The organism is Vibrio diazotrophicus, assembly GCF_038452265.1.
In the GTDB taxonomy this organism is placed as follows: Bacteria; Pseudomonadota; Gammaproteobacteria; order Enterobacterales; family Vibrionaceae; genus Vibrio; species Vibrio diazotrophicus.
The window spans coordinates 3,289,254-3,307,863 of sequence record NZ_CP151842.1 but is presented as its reverse complement, the minus strand read 5'-3'; the positions used below and the strand labels follow the sequence as shown (position 1 = coordinate 3,307,863).

Genomic DNA, 18,610 nt, shown 5'->3' with positions numbered 1-18,610 from the left:
GTAAAACAAACAGTTTAGAGGATTAACGATGGCTACAGGTAAGATCGTACAGATCATTGGTGCGGTAGTCGACGTAGAGTTCCCACAGAGCGAAGTACCTAGTGTTTACGATGCTCTGAATGTTGTGGATTCTAAAGAGCGTCTAGTTCTTGAAGTTCAACAACAGCTTGGCGGTGGCGTTATTCGCGCAATCGTTATGGGTAGCTCTGATGGTTTACGTCGCGGTTTGGTAGTTGAAAACACTGGCGCTCCAATCTCAGTACCAGTAGGTACTAAGACACTAGGTCGTATCATGAACGTGCTTGGTGATGCGATTGATGAGCGTGGTGAAATCGGTGCGGAAGAGCTTTACTCTATCCACCGTGCAGCGCCAAGCTACGAAGAGCAATCAAACGAGACAGCTCTTCTAGAAACAGGTGTAAAAGTAATCGACTTGATTTGTCCATTCGCTAAGGGTGGTAAAATCGGTCTATTCGGTGGTGCAGGTGTAGGTAAGACCGTTAACATGATGGAACTTATCAACAACATCGCACTACAACACTCTGGTCTATCAGTATTCGCGGGTGTTGGTGAACGTACTCGTGAAGGTAACGACTTCTACTACGAGATGCAGGAAGCAGGCGTTGTAAACATCGCTGAACCTGAAAAATCTAAAGTAGCAATGGTTTACGGTCAGATGAACGAGCCACCAGGTAACCGTCTACGTGTTGCACTGACTGGTCTAACAATGGCTGAGCGCTTCCGTGATGAAGGCCGTGATGTACTGTTGTTTATCGATAACATCTATCGTTACACACTTGCAGGTACTGAAGTATCAGCACTTCTAGGTCGTATGCCTTCAGCGGTAGGTTACCAGCCAACTCTTGCTGAAGAAATGGGTGTTCTTCAAGAACGTATCACTTCAACTCGTCAAGGTTCTATCACGTCTGTACAGGCGGTATACGTACCTGCGGATGACTTGACTGACCCATCACCAGCAACAACGTTTGCGCACTTAGATGCAACAGTTGTACTTAACCGTAACATCGCAGCTATGGGTCTATACCCAGCGATCGACCCACTAGATTCGACTTCACGTCAGCTAGATCCATTGGTTGTTGGTCAAGAGCACTATGATGTTGCGCGTGGTGTTCAGCAAACGCTTCAGCGTTACAAAGAGCTAAAAGACATCATTGCGATCCTAGGTATGGACGAGCTTTCTGAATCAGATAAGCAAGTTGTATCTCGTGCACGTAAGATTGAGCGTTTCCTAACTCAGCCTTATCACGTAGCGGAAGTATTTACTGGTGACCCTGGTGTATACGTTTCACTTAAAGAAACACTACGTGGCTTTAAAGGTCTACTAGCTGGTGACTACGACGACATTCCAGAGCAAGCGTTTATGTACTGCGGTACTATCGACGAAGCTATCGAGAATGCGAAGAAGCTATAAGGCTAACTAGGAGGCGATATGGCAGCAATAACCTTTCATCTAGACGTTGTGAGCGCAGAGAAGAAAATTTTCTCAGGTCGTGTTGAAACGTTTCAGGTGACCGGTAGCGAAGGTGAACTTGGTATTTTCCATGGTCACACACCGCTGCTGACCGCTATTAAGCCTGGTATGGTGCGTATAGTGAAACAACACGGCCACGAAGAAATTATTTATGTTTCTGGTGGTATTGTTGAAATTCAACCGGGTACAGCTACTGTACTGGCTGACACAGCAATTCGTGGTGAAGATCTAGATACAGCCAAGGCTCAAGAAGCCAAACGTCGCGCTGAGGAGAAAATTCAGAATCAGCATGGCGATATGGACTTCGCGCAAGCGGCCAGTGAACTGGCTAAAGCCATTGCTCAGCTACGAGTAATTGAGCTGACTAAGAAACGTCGTTAATTTTATTAACACGTTTCATGAAAAGGCGACCATTGGTCGCCTTTTTTGCTTTATTTTAAATAGAAATTAACGACAAAGAATTAACACTCTCCCCGTAAGTCGCTAAAATGCCCTCAGTCGTTACCTCAACAAATAGGTTCAACATGAAATTTAGCGCTGTAATTTTGGCCGCGGGTAAAGGTACTCGCATGAATTCCAACATGCCAAAAGTCCTTCACACCCTTGCTGGTAAGCCAATGGTCAAACACGTGATCGATACGTGCAATAGCTTAGGCGCTCAGAATATCCACTTGGTTTATGGCCACGGTGGTGATCAAATGCAACATGCGCTGGCTGAAGAAAAGGTTAATTGGGTGCTGCAAGCGGAGCAACTGGGTACTGGTCATGCGGTTGATCAGGCATCAGCGCAATTTCAGGATGATGAGAAGATCCTCGTTTTATACGGTGATGTTCCATTGATCTCTGAGGAAACTCTCGAAAGTTTGTTAGATGCTCAACCAAACGATGGTATTGCTTTATTAACCGTGGTGCTTAAAAACCCAACGGGTTACGGACGTATCGTACGTAAGAGCGGCCCTGTAGTGGCGATCGTTGAACAGAAAGACGCAACCGAAGAGCAAAAGCTGATCAAAGAGATTAACACTGGTGTGATGGTTGCGACTGGTCGTGATCTAAAGCGCTGGTTGTCAGGTTTGAACAACAACAATGCTCAGGGTGAATACTACCTTACAGACGTTATTGCTGCTGCACATGAAGAAGGGCGCGCGGTTGAAGCTGTACATCCAGTGAGTTCAATTGAGGTTGAAGGGGTAAATGACCGTATTCAACTGGCTCGTTTAGAGCGTGCATTCCAAGCTCGTCAAGCAAGTAAACTGTTAGAACAAGGCGTAATGCTACGCGACCCAGCTCGTTTTGATCTGCGTGGTGAATTGCAATGCGGTATGGACGTAGAAATTGACGTTAACGTTATTATCGAAGGTACGGTTTCTATCGGTGATAACGTGGTTATCGGTGCGGGCTGTATCCTGAAAGACTGTGAAATCGATGACAATACCGTTATTCGTCCATACAGCGTGATTGAAGGCGCGAGTGTGGGTGAAGATTGTACTGTGGGTCCATTTACTCGCCTTCGTCCTGGTGCAGATCTACGTAATGATGCTCATGTTGGTAACTTCGTGGAAGTTAAGAACGCTCGTATCGGTGAAGGCTCTAAAGCTAACCACTTAACTTACATTGGTGATGCTGAAATTGGTCAGCGTGTAAACGTCGGTGCAGGTGTGATTACTTGTAACTATGACGGCGTTAACAAGCACAAAACCATTATTGGTGATGATGTGTTTGTCGGCTCTGACTGCCAGCTGGTGGCTCCTGTTACTATCGCAAACGGTGCAACAATCGGTGCAGGCACGACATTAACGAAAGATGTAGCAGAAGGTGAGTTAGTAATCACTCGCGCTAAAGAGAAGAAAATTGCTGGCTGGCAACGTCCAGTTAAGAAAAAGTAATCTAAGTGCTCTGTTATAAAATATCCCCCAATTATGGGGGATATTTTTTACGGATTATTCATCACTGACAACACGCGAATTATCAGGTGTTGTGAAATGTTGTGATAGCTGTTTATTTGAAACAACGAATCCGAACCAAAATCCTGCCGTACAAATAATAATTGCGATGCCTATGACCATTTGTGCTTGGCTTGCCATTGAGGCAACCAGAGCACTAGAAAGGCTGCTGATACAGATTTGTAGACTGTTTTGTAACCCTGCAGCAGTTGCTGGTGCTTGTTTGGCATTAGCTAAGGCTCGATTGACCACTATTGGGTACAAAGCACCGTTGGCAACGGCAATCAAACAGAATGGAGTCAGAATTGGCCAAATGGATCCTAACTGCCATTGTGATGCGATAAAAATCAACAATGACGCGACGCTGAATAAGCCGATCAAATGACGCAGTACTCTCTCATCGCCAAATTTTTTCACTGCTACCTTGCCTAAATAACCACCTAGCATGAAGGCAACTGTTTGTGGGATGAAGCTTAAACCAATATCTTTTGTGCTATAGCCTAACTGAGCCATGATTTCCGGCATACCTGTTAAGTAAGCGAAGAAAGCCGCTGATGCCGTAGCATATATCAGCACATTACCAAGGTAAGCTTTTGAAGCGAGCAGCGCTTTTATATCAGCAGTTATGCTGGTCTGTTTTATCTCCGCCTTTTTATTATCTTGTGCCATTGTCGCTGTAATCAGTGCGATGCCGATGACCGTGAGCGCAACGAAGATACTCGGCCAGCCGAAGTTTTCTGCTAGCAACACCCCTAGTTGAGGTGCTAGAGCAGGAGAGAGTGCGACTAACGGCATAATCGTGGCAAAAATCTGTTGGCTTTGGCTTGAATATCGCTGAATAACCATGGCTTGCCAGATTACCGCAGGAGCACAGACACCGATCGCTTGGATAAAGCGCAGAGTCAACAGTTGCCAAACCTGATCGGCGAATGCCAGCCCTAAGGATGCGATGGTGAAAAGTACTAAGCCTGCCGCAAGCGTATTACGATGGCCAAACTTATCTGAGGCAAGGCCCCATATCAATTGACCGATAGCCATCCCGACCAAGAATATCGTTAGAGACAAGGCTATTTGTTCAGGTCCGGTAGCAAAGTCGATTTCCATCGCTTTAAAGGCCGGTAAGTACATGTCGGTGGCTATAAAGCCGAGCATAGACAGAGTTGCAAGATAGAAGAGTTGTAATTTTGATATTTTCATTTTAACCAATCAAATATTTTAATTAATGTTCCGTGAATATCAGTTGGCGCCAACCCCTATTTATTTACCGTGCTATTCTATTTTTCGTTACTAGGAAAATGAAACGATAAAATTGTTGGTTATCGTTCAAAAAATTCGAAAGGTATATGTGTGTACTCTAAATCTTCGTTGGAAATGTTGGATGCGGTCGCTCGATTAGGCAGTTTTACCGCGGCGGCTGAGCTGTTGCATAAAGTTCCTTCAGCCATCAGCTACGGTGTTCGGCAAGTGGAACAAGAACTCGATGTGGTTCTCTTTCGCCGTTTACCTCGTAAAGTAGAACTGACTCCGGCTGGTGAGCTATTTATTGCTCAGGCCCGTTTACTCTTGAGGCAGATGGAGGAGATCAATGCGCAAACTCGCCGAGCCGCTCATGGCTGGCAATCCACACTGAAGCTGACTTTAGATAATGTGGTGAAACTCGATAAGCTTAAATCGCTGGTGGAAGATTTTTATCAACAGTTTGAATTTGCAGAGCTACAAATCAACATGGAAGTATTTAACGGTTCATGGGAAGCGATAGCTCAAGAGCGGGCGGATATTGTGATTGGTGCTACCTCGGCAGTTCCTGTTGGTGGAGACTTCGAGGTACGAAATATGGGCGAGTTGAAATGGACATTTGTGATGTCTCCTGATCATCCGTGTGCACAACAGCGAGATTTGAGTGAAGCCTTTGTGAGTCAGTTTCCAGCGATTTGTCTTGATGATACCTCTAGTGTTTTACCTAAAAGACATACGGGACATTATCCTCAACAGCGTCGATTATTATTGCCCAACTGGTATAGCGCTATAGAGTGCCTGAAAAAGGGGATTGGTGTGGGCTATATGCCACGTCATATTGCACTGCCATTGATCGATGAAGGCTTGTTGGTAGAAAAAACATTACCCGATGAACAACCATTAAGTCAGTGCTGCCTCGTATGGCGTAAAGATGATAATCACCGTTTGATTGAGTGGATGGTGAATTATTTAGGTTCGAGCGAACAACTTCATAGAGACTGGCTAAAAGCGGATTAAGAATAATGCCAGCGTGGGCTGGCATTATTGTTTGGCTTTAAAACCACCAGCATAGCTGGTGGCCTTATATTTTTGACTAATTTACGGACGTTCGAAAATCGTCGCAATACCTTGGCCTAAACCAATACACATGGTTGCCAAGCCGTATTTCGCTTGTTTTGCTTCCATAAGGTTTATCAACGTCGTTGAGATCCGTGTTCCTGAACAACCTAATGGGTGGCCTAATGCAATTGCACCACCATTGAGGTTTACTTTGTCATCCATCTTATCGAATAAACCTAAGTCTTTTGCACAAGGTAGAGACTGAGCAGCAAACGCTTCGTTCAGTTCAATCACATCAATGTCTTCCATTGATAGACCAGCGCGTTTCAGTGCTTTGTGAGTAGCAGGAACAGGTCCATAACCCATGATAGAAGGATCGCAACCGGCAATCGCCATCGATTTTACTTTGGCACGGATAGTAAGTCCTAACTCCAGCGCTTTTGCTTCACTCATGATCAGCATTGCAGATGCACCGTCAGACAGCGCAGAAGAAGAACCCGCAGTTACCGTACCATTGACTGGGTCAAAGGCAGGTCGAAGAGCAGATAAGCCTTCAACAGTGGTTTCTGGGCGGATCACTTCGTCGTAATCCAAAGTGAATAGAGTGCCGTCTTCCGCATGAGCTTCTGTTGGAAGAATTTCATTCTTGAATCTTCCTTCAACAGTTGCAGCGTACGCTCTGTGGTGTGAACGTGCGGCAAACGCATCTTGTTGTTCACGGCTAATACCGTGTACTTTGCCCAGCATTTCAGCGGTTAAACCCATCATCCCTGCAGCTTTTGCAACGTTCTTTGATAACCCAGGGTGGAAATCCACGCCATGGTTCATCGGTACGTGTCCCATGTGCTCAACACCACCTACTAGGCAGATCTCTGCATCACCAACCATGATAGAACGAGTGGCATCGTGAAGAGCCTGCATAGAAGAACCGCATAGACGGTTAACCGTAACAGCACCAATTTCAATCGGCAGGCCCGCCAGTAGCGCTGCGTTACGTGCAACGTTGAAGCCTTGCTCTAAGGTTTGTTGCACACAGCCCCAGTAGATATCTTCAATGTCGTGTGGGTTTACTTGTGGGTTTCTAGCCAGAATCCCTTTCATCAAATGAGCTGACAGATCTTCCGCTCTCTGATGGCGAAACGCCCCGCCTTTGGAACGTCCCATAGGGGTACGAAGGCAATCAACAATCACTACATTATTCATTTTGTTATTCCTTTTCCAAAGTGATTTGCTTTGAGACGGTTTGGTGTGAGCCAGCCTGTTGTGAACCGTAGAAGGTTTCACCTTTCTCAGCCATATCTATCAGGCGTTGAGGTACTTGATAAACCGCACCTAAATGCTGATGTTTTTTCGCCATTTCTAGGTAAGTACTTAGACCAATACTATCTAGGTAACGGAACACACCACCACGGAATGGAGGGAAACCTAAGCCATAAACTAGAGCCATATCAGCTTCCTGAGGTGAAGCAATGATGTTCTCTTCTAAACAAAGCACTACTTCATTGATCATAGGAATCATCATGCGTTCAATAATGGTTTGGTCATCAAACTCGGCAGAAGCACCACACACGGTTTGAAGCAGTGTAAGAACACTGTTATCAAAGGCTTTCTTAGGCTTACCTTTTTTATCGACGGTGTACTGGTAGAAACCACTACCATTTTTCTGACCGTATTTCTGGGCTTCAAACAGGGCGCTGATCGCGTCAGGGCCTTCTTTAGCCATACGAGTAGGGAAGCCTTGTGCCATCACTTCTTGTGCATGGTGAGCGGTATCTAAACCAACCACATCCAACAAGTAGGCAGGGCCCATTGGCCAACCGAATTGACGTTCCATCACTTTATCGATGTGAGTGAAATCACCGCCATCACGCATCAATAAGCTAAAGCCCGCAAAGTATGGGAACAAAACACGGTTTACGAAGAATCCTGGGCAGTCATTAACCACGATTGGCGATTTGCCCATTTTCGCAGCGTAAGCGACAACACGATTAATGGTGTCTTCAGAAGTATGTTCACCACGGATAATTTCTACCAGTGGCATGCGGTGTACGGGGTTAAAGAAGTGCATACCACAGAAATTTTCTGGGCGCTTAAGCGATTTCGCCAATAAGTTAATTGGAATAGTCGAGGTATTTGACGTGATGACGGTATCTGCTGAAACTTGTTGTTCCACTTCGCTCAGAACGGCCGCTTTCACTTTTGGATTCTCAACCACAGCTTCCACAATAACGTCAGATTGCTCTATACCTGCATAATGTAGCGTTGGTGAAATAGAAGCGATCACAGACGCCATCTTAAAGCCATCGATCTTACCACGCTCAAGTTGTTTATTTAGCAACTTAGACGCTTCTGTCATCCCTAAATCAAGAGACGACTGAGCGATGTCTTTCATGGTTACCGGAACGCCTTTTGACGCGGATTGGTAAGCGATACCACCACCCATAATACCCGCGCCTAGAACAGCTGCACGCTGAGTATCTTTCGATGCAGATTTCGCAGATTTTTTTGCAAGCCCTTTAATGTATTGGTCATTCAGGAAGATACCTACAAGCGCTTGCGCCTCTTGAGATTTCGCTAGGGTGATAAAGTGTTTACGCTCAATATCCAAAGCAGCATCGCGATCGCAGTTTGCTGCTTGTTCGATAGTTTTGACGGCGGTCATTGGCGCTGGGTAGTGAGTACCCGCAACCTGAGCGACTAAACCTTTTGCCATGGTAAAGCTCATCATCGCTTCAATCTTGCTTAATGTCAGCGCTGAGGTTTTTTGCTTACGTCTCGCTTGCCAGTCAATTTTCTCATTCATGGCTTGGGTTAGCGTCGCGATAGCAGATTCTTCGAGCTTGTCGCTTTCAACAATGGCATCGAGTAAGTCCAGTTTTAGTGCTTCGTCAGCTTTACAGGCTTTACCTTGAGTGATGATTTCCATCGCGCTGTCTGCGCCGATGATTCTTGGCAGGCGAACCGTGCCACCAAAGCCAGGCATAATACCGAGTTTGGTTTCTGGCAAACCGATGCTGGTGGTTTTATCACCAATGCGGAAGTCGGTAGCAAGTACACACTCACATCCGCCGCCAAGAGTGAAACCTCTTAACGCAGAGAGTGTTGGTACCGGTAAATCTTCCAGCTTGTTAAATATGCTGTTTGCAAAAACAAGCCACGTATTTAGTTCTGCTTCTGGTTTTGCAAATAGTCCTAAAAACTCAGTAATGTCGGCACCGACAATAAATGAGTCTTTATCAGTTGTGAGCACAACACCTTTTAAACCTTGATGGGTTTGGAGAGCATCAAGAGCCTCGTTTAGAGAATTAAGAGTGTTGAGGTCGAGTTTGTTTACAGAGTGCGGTGAGCAGAAGCTTATCTCTGCGATACCGTTCTCTAATTCCTTTACCTGTAGGGTTTCGGCTTGGTAAATCATTGTCTATCTCCTTGACATACAACCGAAGGGTTGTGTGTGAGAGTTTTTGTTGTATTTAGTTTCTGGTGTGACCAGTAATTTCAGTTTGAACGGCAGAATGTTTAATTTCAATACATTTTTTAAACAAGTGTTTAACATTGTGTGCTGATACCAATCCTGAGCACATTTTTAGGGCTCGTGATACACTTGGTCATCTTTATGATTTTGTGAAAAATATGAACGTTCGACCCTATTTAATCCCCAATGAGCCGGTTATCTTCGAAGAAGAGATAAAAAAGAGCCTGTTTATTACCTATCTTGCACATACGCCTAGTAGTGATGCAGCCAAAGCGTTTGTGGAACAAATAAAACAGAAACATCCTGATGCGAGGCATAACTGTTGGGGATTTGTCGCGGGTAGGCCTGAAGATTCGATGCTTTGGGGGTTTAGTGATGACGGCGAGCCGTCAGGAACAGCGGGTAAGCCGATATTGGCTCAGTTATCTGGTTCTGGCGTTGGTGAAATCACGGCTGTAGTCACGCGTTACTATGGCGGTATTCGTCTTGGAACTGGTGGTTTAGTTAAGGCGTACGGTGGTGGTGTGCAACAAGCTCTTAAGCTGCTTCAAACTATTGAGAAAAAAATCACCACAAATTTGCACCTAAGTTTAGACTACGGCCTAGTTCCGCTGGCGCAGTCTATTATTAAGCAGTTCGACGGAACAGAAGTTGACGCTCAATACGGTTCAAACGTGGAATTGGATGTGGAGCTGGAAGTTCTTCATGTTGAAGATTTCACCCAAACTATCATTAATCGAAGCGGTGCAAAAATTATTGTCACCGATTTAAACAATATATAGGAACTAAGAAGCCCGGCTTCATTTTGTCTATCAATGCAATTTCGTTCAATTATCCGGATTGTCGGGCTGCTGCTCGCGATATTTAGCTCTACAATGCTAGCTCCAGCGCTGGTCGCTTTGATCTATCGCGATGGTGCGGGTGTGCCATTTGTCACTACTTTCTTTGCATTGCTGTTTTTTGGCGCGGTACTTTGGTTTCCTAACCGTCACCATCGGCATGAACTAAAATCCCGAGACGGTTTTCTTATTGTTGTACTTTTTTGGACGGTAATCGGTAGCGCTGGGGCGATGCCTTTTTTGCTGTCTGATAACCCGAACCTATCAGTCACTAATGCTTTTTTTGAATCATTCTCCGCATTAACCACCACGGGGGCGACAGTCATAGTTGGCCTTGATGAGTTACCTAAGGCGATTCTATTTTACCGTCAGTTCCTACAGTGGTTTGGTGGTATGGGTATCATCGTATTAGCAGTCGCTATCTTACCTGTGCTGGGTATCGGTGGTATGCAGTTGTATCGAGCTGAAGTTCCCGGCCCTGTTAAAGACACGAAAGTAACTCCCCGTATTGCTGAGACGGCAAAAGCGTTGTGGTATATCTACCTTAGTTTAACCATTCTATGTGCTACAGCGTTCTGGTTGGCTGGCATGACGGTTTTCGATGCGATCTGCCATAGTTTTTCAACTATCGCTATTGGTGGTTTCTCAACCCATGACGCGAGTATGGGGTATTTTGACAGCTATTCGATTAACCTTATTACGGTAGTGTTCCTCTTAATATCTGCGTGTAACTACACCTTGCATTATGCTGTTTGGGCAACGGGCGGTGTGCATCCAAAATATTATTGGCGTGACCCTGAGTTTCGAGCTTTTATCGGGATACAAGTCATTCTATTTGTCGTCTGTTTCTTAATGCTATTGCAGCACCATACCTATGATTCTCTTTATGATGCGTTTGATCAGGCGATATTCCAAACGGTATCAATATCGACAACGGCCGGATTTACCACAACTGGATTTTCAGAATGGCCTCTGTTCTTACCTGTGCTTCTACTGTTTTCGTCTTTTATAGGTGGTTGTGCTGGCTCAACCGGTGGCGGTATGAAAGTCATTCGAGTGTTATTGCTTACATTGCAAGGTGCTCGTGAAATGAAACGTTTAGTGCACCCGAGAGCAATCTACCCTATTAAATTGGGCGACAGTGCGTTATCACAACGTGTTGTCGATGCGGTATGGGGATTCTTCTCTGCTTATGCATTAGTGTTTGTGGTTTGTATGCTTGCAGTGATAGCGACAGGAATGGATGAACTCAGCGCGTTCTCAGCCGTTGCTGCTACTTTAAATAATTTAGGACCTGGGCTCGGAGAGGTTTCTGTCCACTTTGCTGACATTAATGATAGTGCCAAGTGGGTGCTTATTGTCTCCATGTTGTTCGGTCGTCTAGAAATATTTACTTTATTAATTTTGTTAACGCCTACGTTTTGGCGTAGCTAGGGTTACAAAGTAGGGATATAGCGTGAAAGCACTTCTTTTATATTCGACCCGCGAAGGTCAGACAAAAAAAATCATGCACCACATTGCGCAGCAGTTGCAAGGTTATGAATGTCAATTTGTTGACCTGCATGAGTGCCATACAATGGATTTAACGCAATATGACAAAGTGTTGATTGGTGCCTCTATCCGCTATGGAAAATTAAATGCGAAGTTGTATCAATTTATCGATGCCCACATAAAACAGTTAGAACAAGTAAAGGCTGCCTTTTATTGTGTCAATTTGACTGCTCGTAAAGTGGAGCAGGGTAAAGATACTCCTGAAGGAAGCGTTTATATAAAAACGTTTCTAAAGAAATCACCTTGGCAGCCTTCATTGATAGGTGTGTTTGCTGGAGCGCTTTATTACCCACGTTATCGCCCAATAGATAGAATGATGATTCGTTTCATTATGAAATTGACCGGTGGTGAAACGGATACAACAAAAGAAGTTGAATATACAGACTGGGAAAAAGTGTCTTTATTCGCCAAAAAGTTTGAACAATTGTAAAGAAAACAGGCAAAAAGGAGCCTTGCTGGCTCTTTTTTGTTCGAACGATAAAAAACTTCAAAAACTTTGCTAAAAAACTATTGCCAATTCCGATCATCTCCCTATAATGCCGCCTCGCTGACACGGGAACAGTTCATAAGAAATGTAACCAGTTAGCCGGTTTATTAACTAGCATCAATTAACGATGAAAAAGTTTTAAAAAAGTGTTTGACACTTAAACTTAACTAGCTAAAATAGCCGTCCGTTTTGAGAGGAATGCCTCGCAAAACCAAGCTCTTTAACAATTTAAACCTATCAATCTGTGTGGGCACTCGTTGATGAAAATCAAAGTTAAGTCTTTGTTCTTGTAACAAAGCAACTTAGGTTTCAATGAACTGAGTGACCAATACAAATAACTTCGGTTATTTGGCACAGTCAATTCATTACCATTCTGTTGGAATGGTAATAGCTTTAAAATTACGTCTTACTTTCGAGTAAGAGCAGTTTTGAAGTCAGTATTCGTTGAGCCGACAAAATCTTAAATTGAAGAGTTTGATCATGGCTCAGATTGAACGCTGGCGGCAGGCCTAACACATGCAAGTCGAGCGGCAGCACAGAGAAACTTGTTTCTCGGGTGGCGAGCGGCGGACGGGTGAGTAATGCCTGGGAAATTGCCCTGATGTGGGGGATAACCATTGGAAACGATGGCTAATACCGCATAATAGCTTCGGCTCAAAGAGGGGGACCTTCGGGCCTCTCGCGTCAGGATATGCCCAGGTGGGATTAGCTAGTTGGTGAGGTAATGGCTCACCAAGGCGACGATCCCTAGCTGGTCTGAGAGGATGATCAGCCACACTGGAACTGAGACACGGTCCAGACTCCTACGGGAGGCAGCAGTGGGGAATATTGCACAATGGGCGCAAGCCTGATGCAGCCATGCCGCGTGTGTGAAGAAGGCCTTCGGGTTGTAAAGCACTTTCAGTCGTGAGGAAGGTGGTGTTGTTAATAGCAGCATCATTTGACGTTAGCGACAGAAGAAGCACCGGCTAACTCCGTGCCAGCAGCCGCGGTAATACGGAGGGTGCGAGCGTTAATCGGAATTACTGGGCGTAAAGCGCATGCAGGTGGTTTGTTAAGTCAGATGTGAAAGCCCGGGGCTCAACCTCGGAATAGCATTTGAAACTGGCAAGCTAGAGTACTGTAGAGGGGGGTAGAATTTCAGGTGTAGCGGTGAAATGCGTAGAGATCTGAAGGAATACCGGTGGCGAAGGCGGCCCCCTGGACAGATACTGACACTCAGATGCGAAAGCGTGGGGAGCAAACAGGATTAGATACCCTGGTAGTCCACGCCGTAAACGATGTCTACTTGGAGGTTGTGGCCTTGAGCCGTGGCTTTCGGAGCTAACGCGTTAAGTAGACCGCCTGGGGAGTACGGTCGCAAGATTAAAACTCAAATGAATTGACGGGGGCCCGCACAAGCGGTGGAGCATGTGGTTTAATTCGATGCAACGCGAAGAACCTTACCTACTCTTGACATCTACAGAATCCTGCGGAGACGCGGGAGTGCCTTCGGGAACTGTAAGACAGGTGCTGCATGGCTGTCGTCAGCTCGTGTTGTGAAATGTTGGGTTAAGTCCCGCAACGAGCGCAACCCTTATCCTTGTTTGCCAGCGAGTCATGTCGGGAACTCCAGGGAGACTGCCGGTGATAAACCGGAGGAAGGTGGGGACGACGTCAAGTCATCATGGCCCTTACGAGTAGGGCTACACACGTGCTACAATGGCGCATACAGAGGGCAGCGAACTAGCGATAGTAAGCGAATCCCAAAAAGTGCGTCGTAGTCCGGATTGGAGTCTGCAACTCGACTCCATGAAGTCGGAATCGCTAGTAATCGTGAATCAGAATGTCACGGTGAATACGTTCCCGGGCCTTGTACACACCGCCCGTCACACCATGGGAGTGGGCTGCAAAAGAAGCAGGTAGTTTAACCTTCGGGAGGACGCTTGCCACTTTGTGGTTCATGACTGGGGTGAAGTCGTAACAAGGTAGCGCTAGGGGAACCTGGCGCTGGATCACCTCCTTACGTAAAGATTCTCTTGATGAGTGTCCACACAGATTGATTAGGTTTAGAAAGATAAGAGTATCTTAGTGTCCCGTTCGTCTAGAGGCCTAGGACACCGCCCTTTCACGGCGGTAACAGGGGTTCGACTCCCCTACGGGATACCATGGGTCGTTAGCTCAGTTGGTAGAGCAGTTGACTTTTAATCAATTGGTCGCAGGTTCGAATCCTGCACGACCCACCATTATCGCTTCAAGTATGGGGTTATAGCTCAGCTGGGAGAGCGCCTGCCTTGCACGCAGGAGGTCTGCGGTTCGATCCCGCATAGCTCCACCATCTTGATAGTGAAATAATGGGCGATTAGCTCAGTTGGGAGAGCACCTGCCTTACAAGCAGGGGGTCACTGGTTCGAACCCGGTATCGCCCACCATCTTTAAGTGTTCTTGAAAAAGAATATTTAAAAATGGTTTTCATAAACTCTTTGTTTATAAAAACTCTTGCTCTTTAACAATTTGGAAAGCTGACAGTTAATAATTTGATTAATTATTAACTATTAAAAGTTCTCAAATCCTAGATGACATAGTCATTTAGGTACCAATACACATTCAAGTGTTCTTGGGAATAACATCATTGATGTTGTTCATATTTGAGTCCGGCAAAATCGAAATGTCTCTCGCTCATTCAAATAATGAGAGACAACTAAACCTTGGTTGTTTGCCATACGAAAGACCTCTTGGGGTTGTATGGTTAAGTGACTAAGCGTACACGGTGGATGCCTTGGCAGTCAGAGGCGATGAAGGACGTATTAACTTGCGATAAGCGTAGATAAGGCAGTAAAAGCCACTTGAGTCTACGATTTCCGAATGGGGAAACCCACTCACATAAGTGAGTATCATTAACTGAATACATAGGTTAATGAGGCGAACCGGGAGAACTGAAACATCTAAGTACCCCGAGGAAAAGAAATCAATTGAGATTCCGAAAGTAGCGGCGAGCGAAATTGGATTAGCCCTTAAGCTTTTAATGACACAGGTGAAGATTCTGGAAAGTATCGCGATACCGGGTGATAGCCCCGTAACCGACATGTCATTTTGAGTGAAAACGAGTAAGGCGGGACACGTGATATCCTGTTTGAATATGGGGGGACCATCCTCCAAGGCTAAATACTCCTGACTGACCGATAGTGAACCAGTACCGTGAGGGAAAGGCGAAAAGAACCCCTGTGAGGGGAGTGAAATAGAACCTGAAACCGTGTACGTACAAGCAGTAGGAGCCTCTTCGTGGGGTGACTGCGTACCTTTTGTATAATGGGTCAGCGACTTATATTCAGTGGCAAGGTTAACCGTATAGGGGAGCCGTAGGGAAACCGAGTCTTAACTGGGCGCTTTAGTCTCTGGATATAGACCCGAAACCGAGTGATCTAGCCATGGGCAGGTTGAAGATTGAGTAACATCAATTGGAGGACCGAACCGACTAATGTTGAAAAATTAGCGGATGACTTGTGGCTAGGGGTGAAAGGCCAATCAAACTCGGAGATAGCTGGTTCTCCCCGAAAGCTATTTAGGTAGCGCCTCGGACGAATACTACTGGGGGTAGAGCACTGTTAAGGCTAGGGGGTCATCCCGACTTACCAACCCTTTGCAAACTCCGAATACCAGTAAGTACTATCCGGGAGACACACGGCGGGTGCTAACGTCCGTCGTGGAGAGGGAAACAACCCAGACCGCCAGCTAAGGTCCCAAATGATTACTAAGTGGGAAACGATGTGGGAAGGCTCAGACAGCTAGGATGTTGGCTTAGAAGCAGCCATCATTTAAAGAAAGCGTAATAGCTCACTAGTCGAGTCGGCCTGCGCGGAAGATGTAACGGGGCTAAGTAATCAACCGAAGCTGCGGCAATGCAATTTATTGTATTGGGTAGGGGAGCGTTCTGTAAGCCGTTGAAGGTGTGTTGTAAAGCATGCTGGAGGTATCAGAAGTGCGAATGCTGACATGAGTAACGATAAAGGGGGTGAAAAACCTCCTCGCCGGAAGACCAAGGGTTCCTGTCCAACGTTAATCGGGGCAGGGTGAGTCGACCCCTAAGGCGAGGCCGAAAGGCGTAGTCGATGGGAAACGGGTTAATATTCCCGTACTTCTTACAATTGCGATGGGGGGACGGAGAAGGCTAGGTGGGCCTGGCGACGGTTGTCCAGGTTCAAGTGCGTAGGCTTGAGAGTTAGGTAAATCCGGCTCTCTTTAAGGCTGAGACACGATGTCGAGCTACTACGGTAGTGAAGTCATTGATGCCATGCTTCCAGGAAAAGCCTCTAAGCTTCAGATTGTAAGGAATCGTACCCCAAACCGACACAGGTGGTCGGGTAGAGAATACCAAGGCGCTTGAGAGAACTCGGGTGAAGGAACTAGGCAAAATGGTACCGTAACTTCGGGAGAAGGTACGCTCTTGACGGTGAAGTCCCTCGCGGATGGAGCTGATGAGAGTCGCAGATACCAGGTGGCTGCAACTGTTTATTAAAAACACAGCACTGTGCAAAATCGTAAGATGACGTATACGGTGTGACGCCTGCCCGGTGCCGGAAGGTTAATTGATGGGGTTAGACTTCGGTCGAAGCTCTTGATCGAAGCCCCGGTAAACGGCGGCCGTAACTATAACGGTCCTAAGGTAGCGAAATTCCTTGTCGGGTAAGTTCCGACCTGCACGAATGGCGTAATGATGGCCACGCTGTCTCCACCCGAGACTCAGTGAAATTGAAATCGCTGTGAAGATGCAGTGTACCCGCGGCTAGACGGAAAGACCCCGTGAACCTTTACTACAGCTTGGCACTGAACATTGAACCTACATGTGTAGGATAGGTGGGAGGCTTTGAAGCGCAGACGCTAGTTTGTGTGGAGCCGTCCTTGAAATACCACCCTTGTATGTTTGATGTTCTAACTCAGACCCGTTATCCGGGTCGAGGACAGTGCCTGGTGGGTAGTTTGACTGGGGCGGTCTCCTCCCAAAGAGTAACGGAGGAGCACGAAGGTGGGCTAAACACGGTTGGACATCGTGTGGTTAGTGCAATGGCATAAGCCCGCTTGACTGCGAGAATGACAATTCGAGCAGGTGCGAAAGCAGGTCATAGTGATCCGGTGGTTCTGAATGGAAGGGCCATCGCTCAACGGATAAAAGGTACTCCGGGGATAACAGGCTGATACCGCCCAAGAGTTCATATCGACGGCGGTGTTTGGCACCTCGATGTCGGCTCATCACATCCTGGGGCTGAAGTCGGTCCCAAGGGTATGGCTGTTCGCCATTTAAAGTGGTACGCGAGCTGGGTTTAGAACGTCGTGAGACAGTTCGGTCCCTATCTGCCGTGGGCGTTGGAGAATTGAAGGGGGCTGCTCCTAGTACGAGAGGACCGGAGTGGACGAACCTCTGGTGTTCGGGTTGTTACGCCAGTAGCATTGCCCGGTAGCTAAGTTCGGAATTGATAACCGCTGAAAGCATCTAAGCGGGAAGCAAGCCCTGAGATGAGTTCTCCCTGGCACTTTAAGTGTCCTAAAGGGTTGTTCGAGACTAGAACGTTGATAGGCAGGGTGTGTAAGTGCTGTGAGGCATTGAGCTAACCTGTACTAATTGCCCGTGAGGCTTAACCATACAACACCCAAGGGGTTTTGTGGACTCAAAGCAAGAACAGAATTGAATGTGTAGAGAACATTAACAGCTTTCCGAATTTTAAATTTTGCTTGGCGACCATAGCGATTTGGACCCACCTGATTCCATGCCGAACTCAGAAGTGAAACGAATTAGCGCCGATGGTAGTGTGGGGTCTCCCCATGTGAGAGTAGGACATCGCCAGGCTTTTATTTAGCACCAAGCGCTAACCAATGCGGAGCGGTAGTTCAGTTGGTTAGAATACCGGCCTGTCACGCCGGGGGTCGCGGGTTCGAGTCCCGTCCGCTCCGCCACTTATTTAAAGAACCTCAGCTGAAAAGCTGAGGTTTTTGCAAATCTAGAGAAAAGAAATTCTGCAGGGGTGTAGCTCCAATTGGCAGAGCAGCGGATTCCAAATCCGCGTGTTGGGAGTTCGAATCTCTCCACCCCTGCCATTATTAAAGGCCTCAGTCGAAAGACTGGGGCTTTTTTACATCTGTCGTTTGAATAGTTGCTGTAATGCTTAATTGGCAGAGCCGCGGATTCCGCCAATGCCAAAAATCAGCGCGTATTGGGAGTTCGAATCTCTCCACCCCTGCCATTAATAGAAGCCTCAGTCGAAAGACTGGGGCTTTTTCACATCAGTCGTTTGACTAGTTGTTGTAATGCACAATTGGCAGAGCCGCGGATTCCGCCAATGCCAAAAATCAGCGCGTATTGGGAGTTCGAATCTCTCCACCCCTGCCATTATTAGAAGCCTCAGTCGAAAGACTGGGGCTTTTTTTACATCTGTCGTTTGGATAGTTGTTGTCATGCTCAATTAGTAGAGCCGCGGATTCCGCCAATGCCAAAAATCAGCGCGTGTTGTGATTTCGAATCTCTCCACCCCTGCAATCATTAGAAGCCTCAGTCGAAAG

10 protein-coding genes, 6 tRNA genes and 3 rRNA genes are annotated in these 18,610 nt (G+C 46.4%); 16 read left to right on the top strand and 3 right to left on the bottom strand.

The window, feature by feature from the left end:
* Nucleotides 1-28 precede the first annotated feature (28 nt).
* The 3 genes from atpD (at nt 29) to glmU (ending at nt 3,378) form a co-directional block, all read left to right on the top strand.
* Nucleotides 29-1,432: a F0F1 ATP synthase subunit beta gene (gene atpD, locus AAGA51_RS15280; protein ID WP_042489561.1), complete on the top strand. Its 1,404-nt coding sequence runs from the start codon at nt 29-31 to the stop codon at nt 1,430-1,432.
* An 18-nt stretch (nt 1,433-1,450) separates the two neighbouring features.
* Complete coding sequence (locus AAGA51_RS15275; protein WP_042489563.1) at nt 1,451-1,873, top strand: F0F1 ATP synthase subunit epsilon; 423 nt, start codon at nt 1,451-1,453, stop codon at nt 1,871-1,873.
* A 143-nt stretch (nt 1,874-2,016) separates the two neighbouring features.
* Complete coding sequence (gene glmU / locus AAGA51_RS15270) at nt 2,017-3,378, top strand: bifunctional UDP-N-acetylglucosamine diphosphorylase/glucosamine-1-phosphate N-acetyltransferase GlmU (RefSeq protein ID WP_042489567.1); 1,362 nt, start codon at nt 2,017-2,019, stop codon at nt 3,376-3,378.
* A 54-nt stretch (nt 3,379-3,432) separates the two neighbouring features.
* Here glmU and punC read toward each other — a convergent pair whose 3' ends face one another.
* A complete protein-coding gene (punC, locus tag AAGA51_RS15265) occupies nt 3,433-4,632 on the bottom strand; it encodes a purine nucleoside transporter PunC (RefSeq protein WP_042489569.1) in 1,200 nt (399 codons plus the stop codon).
* A gap of 150 nt (nt 4,633-4,782) precedes the next feature.
* On the opposite strand from punC, the gene punR reads away from it, so the two are divergent.
* The gene (gene punR, locus AAGA51_RS15260) at nt 4,783-5,688 is read left to right on the top strand and encodes a DNA-binding transcriptional activator PunR (protein ID WP_042489572.1); all 906 of its coding nucleotides are present in this window, start codon (nt 4,783-4,785) and stop codon (nt 5,686-5,688) included.
* Nucleotides 5,689-5,769: 81 nt separating this feature from the next.
* Here punR and fadA read toward each other — a convergent pair whose 3' ends face one another.
* Together fadA and fadB are read right to left on the bottom strand one after the other, a co-directional pair.
* Nucleotides 5,770-6,933, bottom strand: a complete 1,164-nt coding sequence (gene fadA / locus AAGA51_RS15255) for an acetyl-CoA C-acyltransferase FadA (RefSeq protein WP_042489575.1) — start codon at nt 6,931-6,933, stop codon at nt 5,770-5,772.
* A gap of 4 nt (nt 6,934-6,937) precedes the next feature.
* The gene (gene fadB / locus AAGA51_RS15250; RefSeq protein WP_042489578.1) at nt 6,938-9,145 is read right to left on the bottom strand and encodes a fatty acid oxidation complex subunit alpha FadB; all 2,208 of its coding nucleotides are present in this window, start codon (nt 9,143-9,145) and stop codon (nt 6,938-6,940) included.
* Nucleotides 9,146-9,360: 215 nt separating this feature from the next.
* On the opposite strand from fadB, the gene AAGA51_RS15245 reads away from it, so the two are divergent.
* The 12 genes from AAGA51_RS15245 to AAGA51_RS15190 all read left to right on the top strand — a co-directional run bounded on the left by AAGA51_RS15245 (nt 9,361) and on the right by AAGA51_RS15190 (nt 18,148).
* Nucleotides 9,361-9,984 (top strand): YigZ family protein, encoded by a 624-nt coding sequence (locus tag AAGA51_RS15245; protein ID WP_042489585.1) that lies wholly within the window; start codon nt 9,361-9,363, stop codon nt 9,982-9,984.
* Nucleotides 9,985-10,017: 33 nt separating this feature from the next.
* On the top strand, nt 10,018-11,475 hold the full coding sequence (locus AAGA51_RS15240) for a TrkH family potassium uptake protein (RefSeq protein ID WP_042489580.1): 1,458 nt from the start codon (nt 10,018-10,020) through the stop codon (nt 11,473-11,475).
* Between the two features lie 73 nt (nt 11,476-11,548).
* The gene (gene hemG, locus AAGA51_RS15235; RefSeq protein WP_342291572.1) at nt 11,549-12,022 is read left to right on the top strand and encodes a menaquinone-dependent protoporphyrinogen IX dehydrogenase; all 474 of its coding nucleotides are present in this window, start codon (nt 11,549-11,551) and stop codon (nt 12,020-12,022) included.
* 519 nt (nt 12,023-12,541) lie between these two features.
* Nucleotides 12,542-14,084: ribosomal RNA gene (locus tag AAGA51_RS15230) — 16S ribosomal RNA — on the top strand.
* Between the two features lie 67 nt (nt 14,085-14,151).
* A tRNA-Glu gene (locus AAGA51_RS15225) sits at nt 14,152-14,227 on the top strand.
* A gap of 1 nt (nt 14,228) precedes the next feature.
* Nucleotides 14,229-14,304, top strand: a tRNA-Lys gene (locus AAGA51_RS15220).
* 16 nt (nt 14,305-14,320) lie between these two features.
* Nucleotides 14,321-14,396, top strand: a tRNA-Ala gene (locus AAGA51_RS15215).
* Nucleotides 14,397-14,414: 18 nt separating this feature from the next.
* Nucleotides 14,415-14,490: transfer RNA gene (locus AAGA51_RS15210), tRNA-Val, on the top strand.
* 315 nt (nt 14,491-14,805) lie between these two features.
* Nucleotides 14,806-17,696: ribosomal RNA gene (locus AAGA51_RS15205) — 23S ribosomal RNA — on the top strand.
* A gap of 88 nt (nt 17,697-17,784) precedes the next feature.
* Nucleotides 17,785-17,900 (top strand): 5S ribosomal RNA (gene rrf, locus AAGA51_RS15200).
* Together the 16S, 23S and 5S rRNA genes with 6 tRNA genes alongside form the textbook arrangement of a ribosomal RNA operon.
* A gap of 30 nt (nt 17,901-17,930) precedes the next feature.
* A tRNA-Asp gene (locus AAGA51_RS15195) sits at nt 17,931-18,007 on the top strand.
* 64 nt (nt 18,008-18,071) lie between these two features.
* Nucleotides 18,072-18,148, top strand: a tRNA-Trp gene (locus tag AAGA51_RS15190).
* Nucleotides 18,149-18,610: the final 462 nt, after the last annotated feature.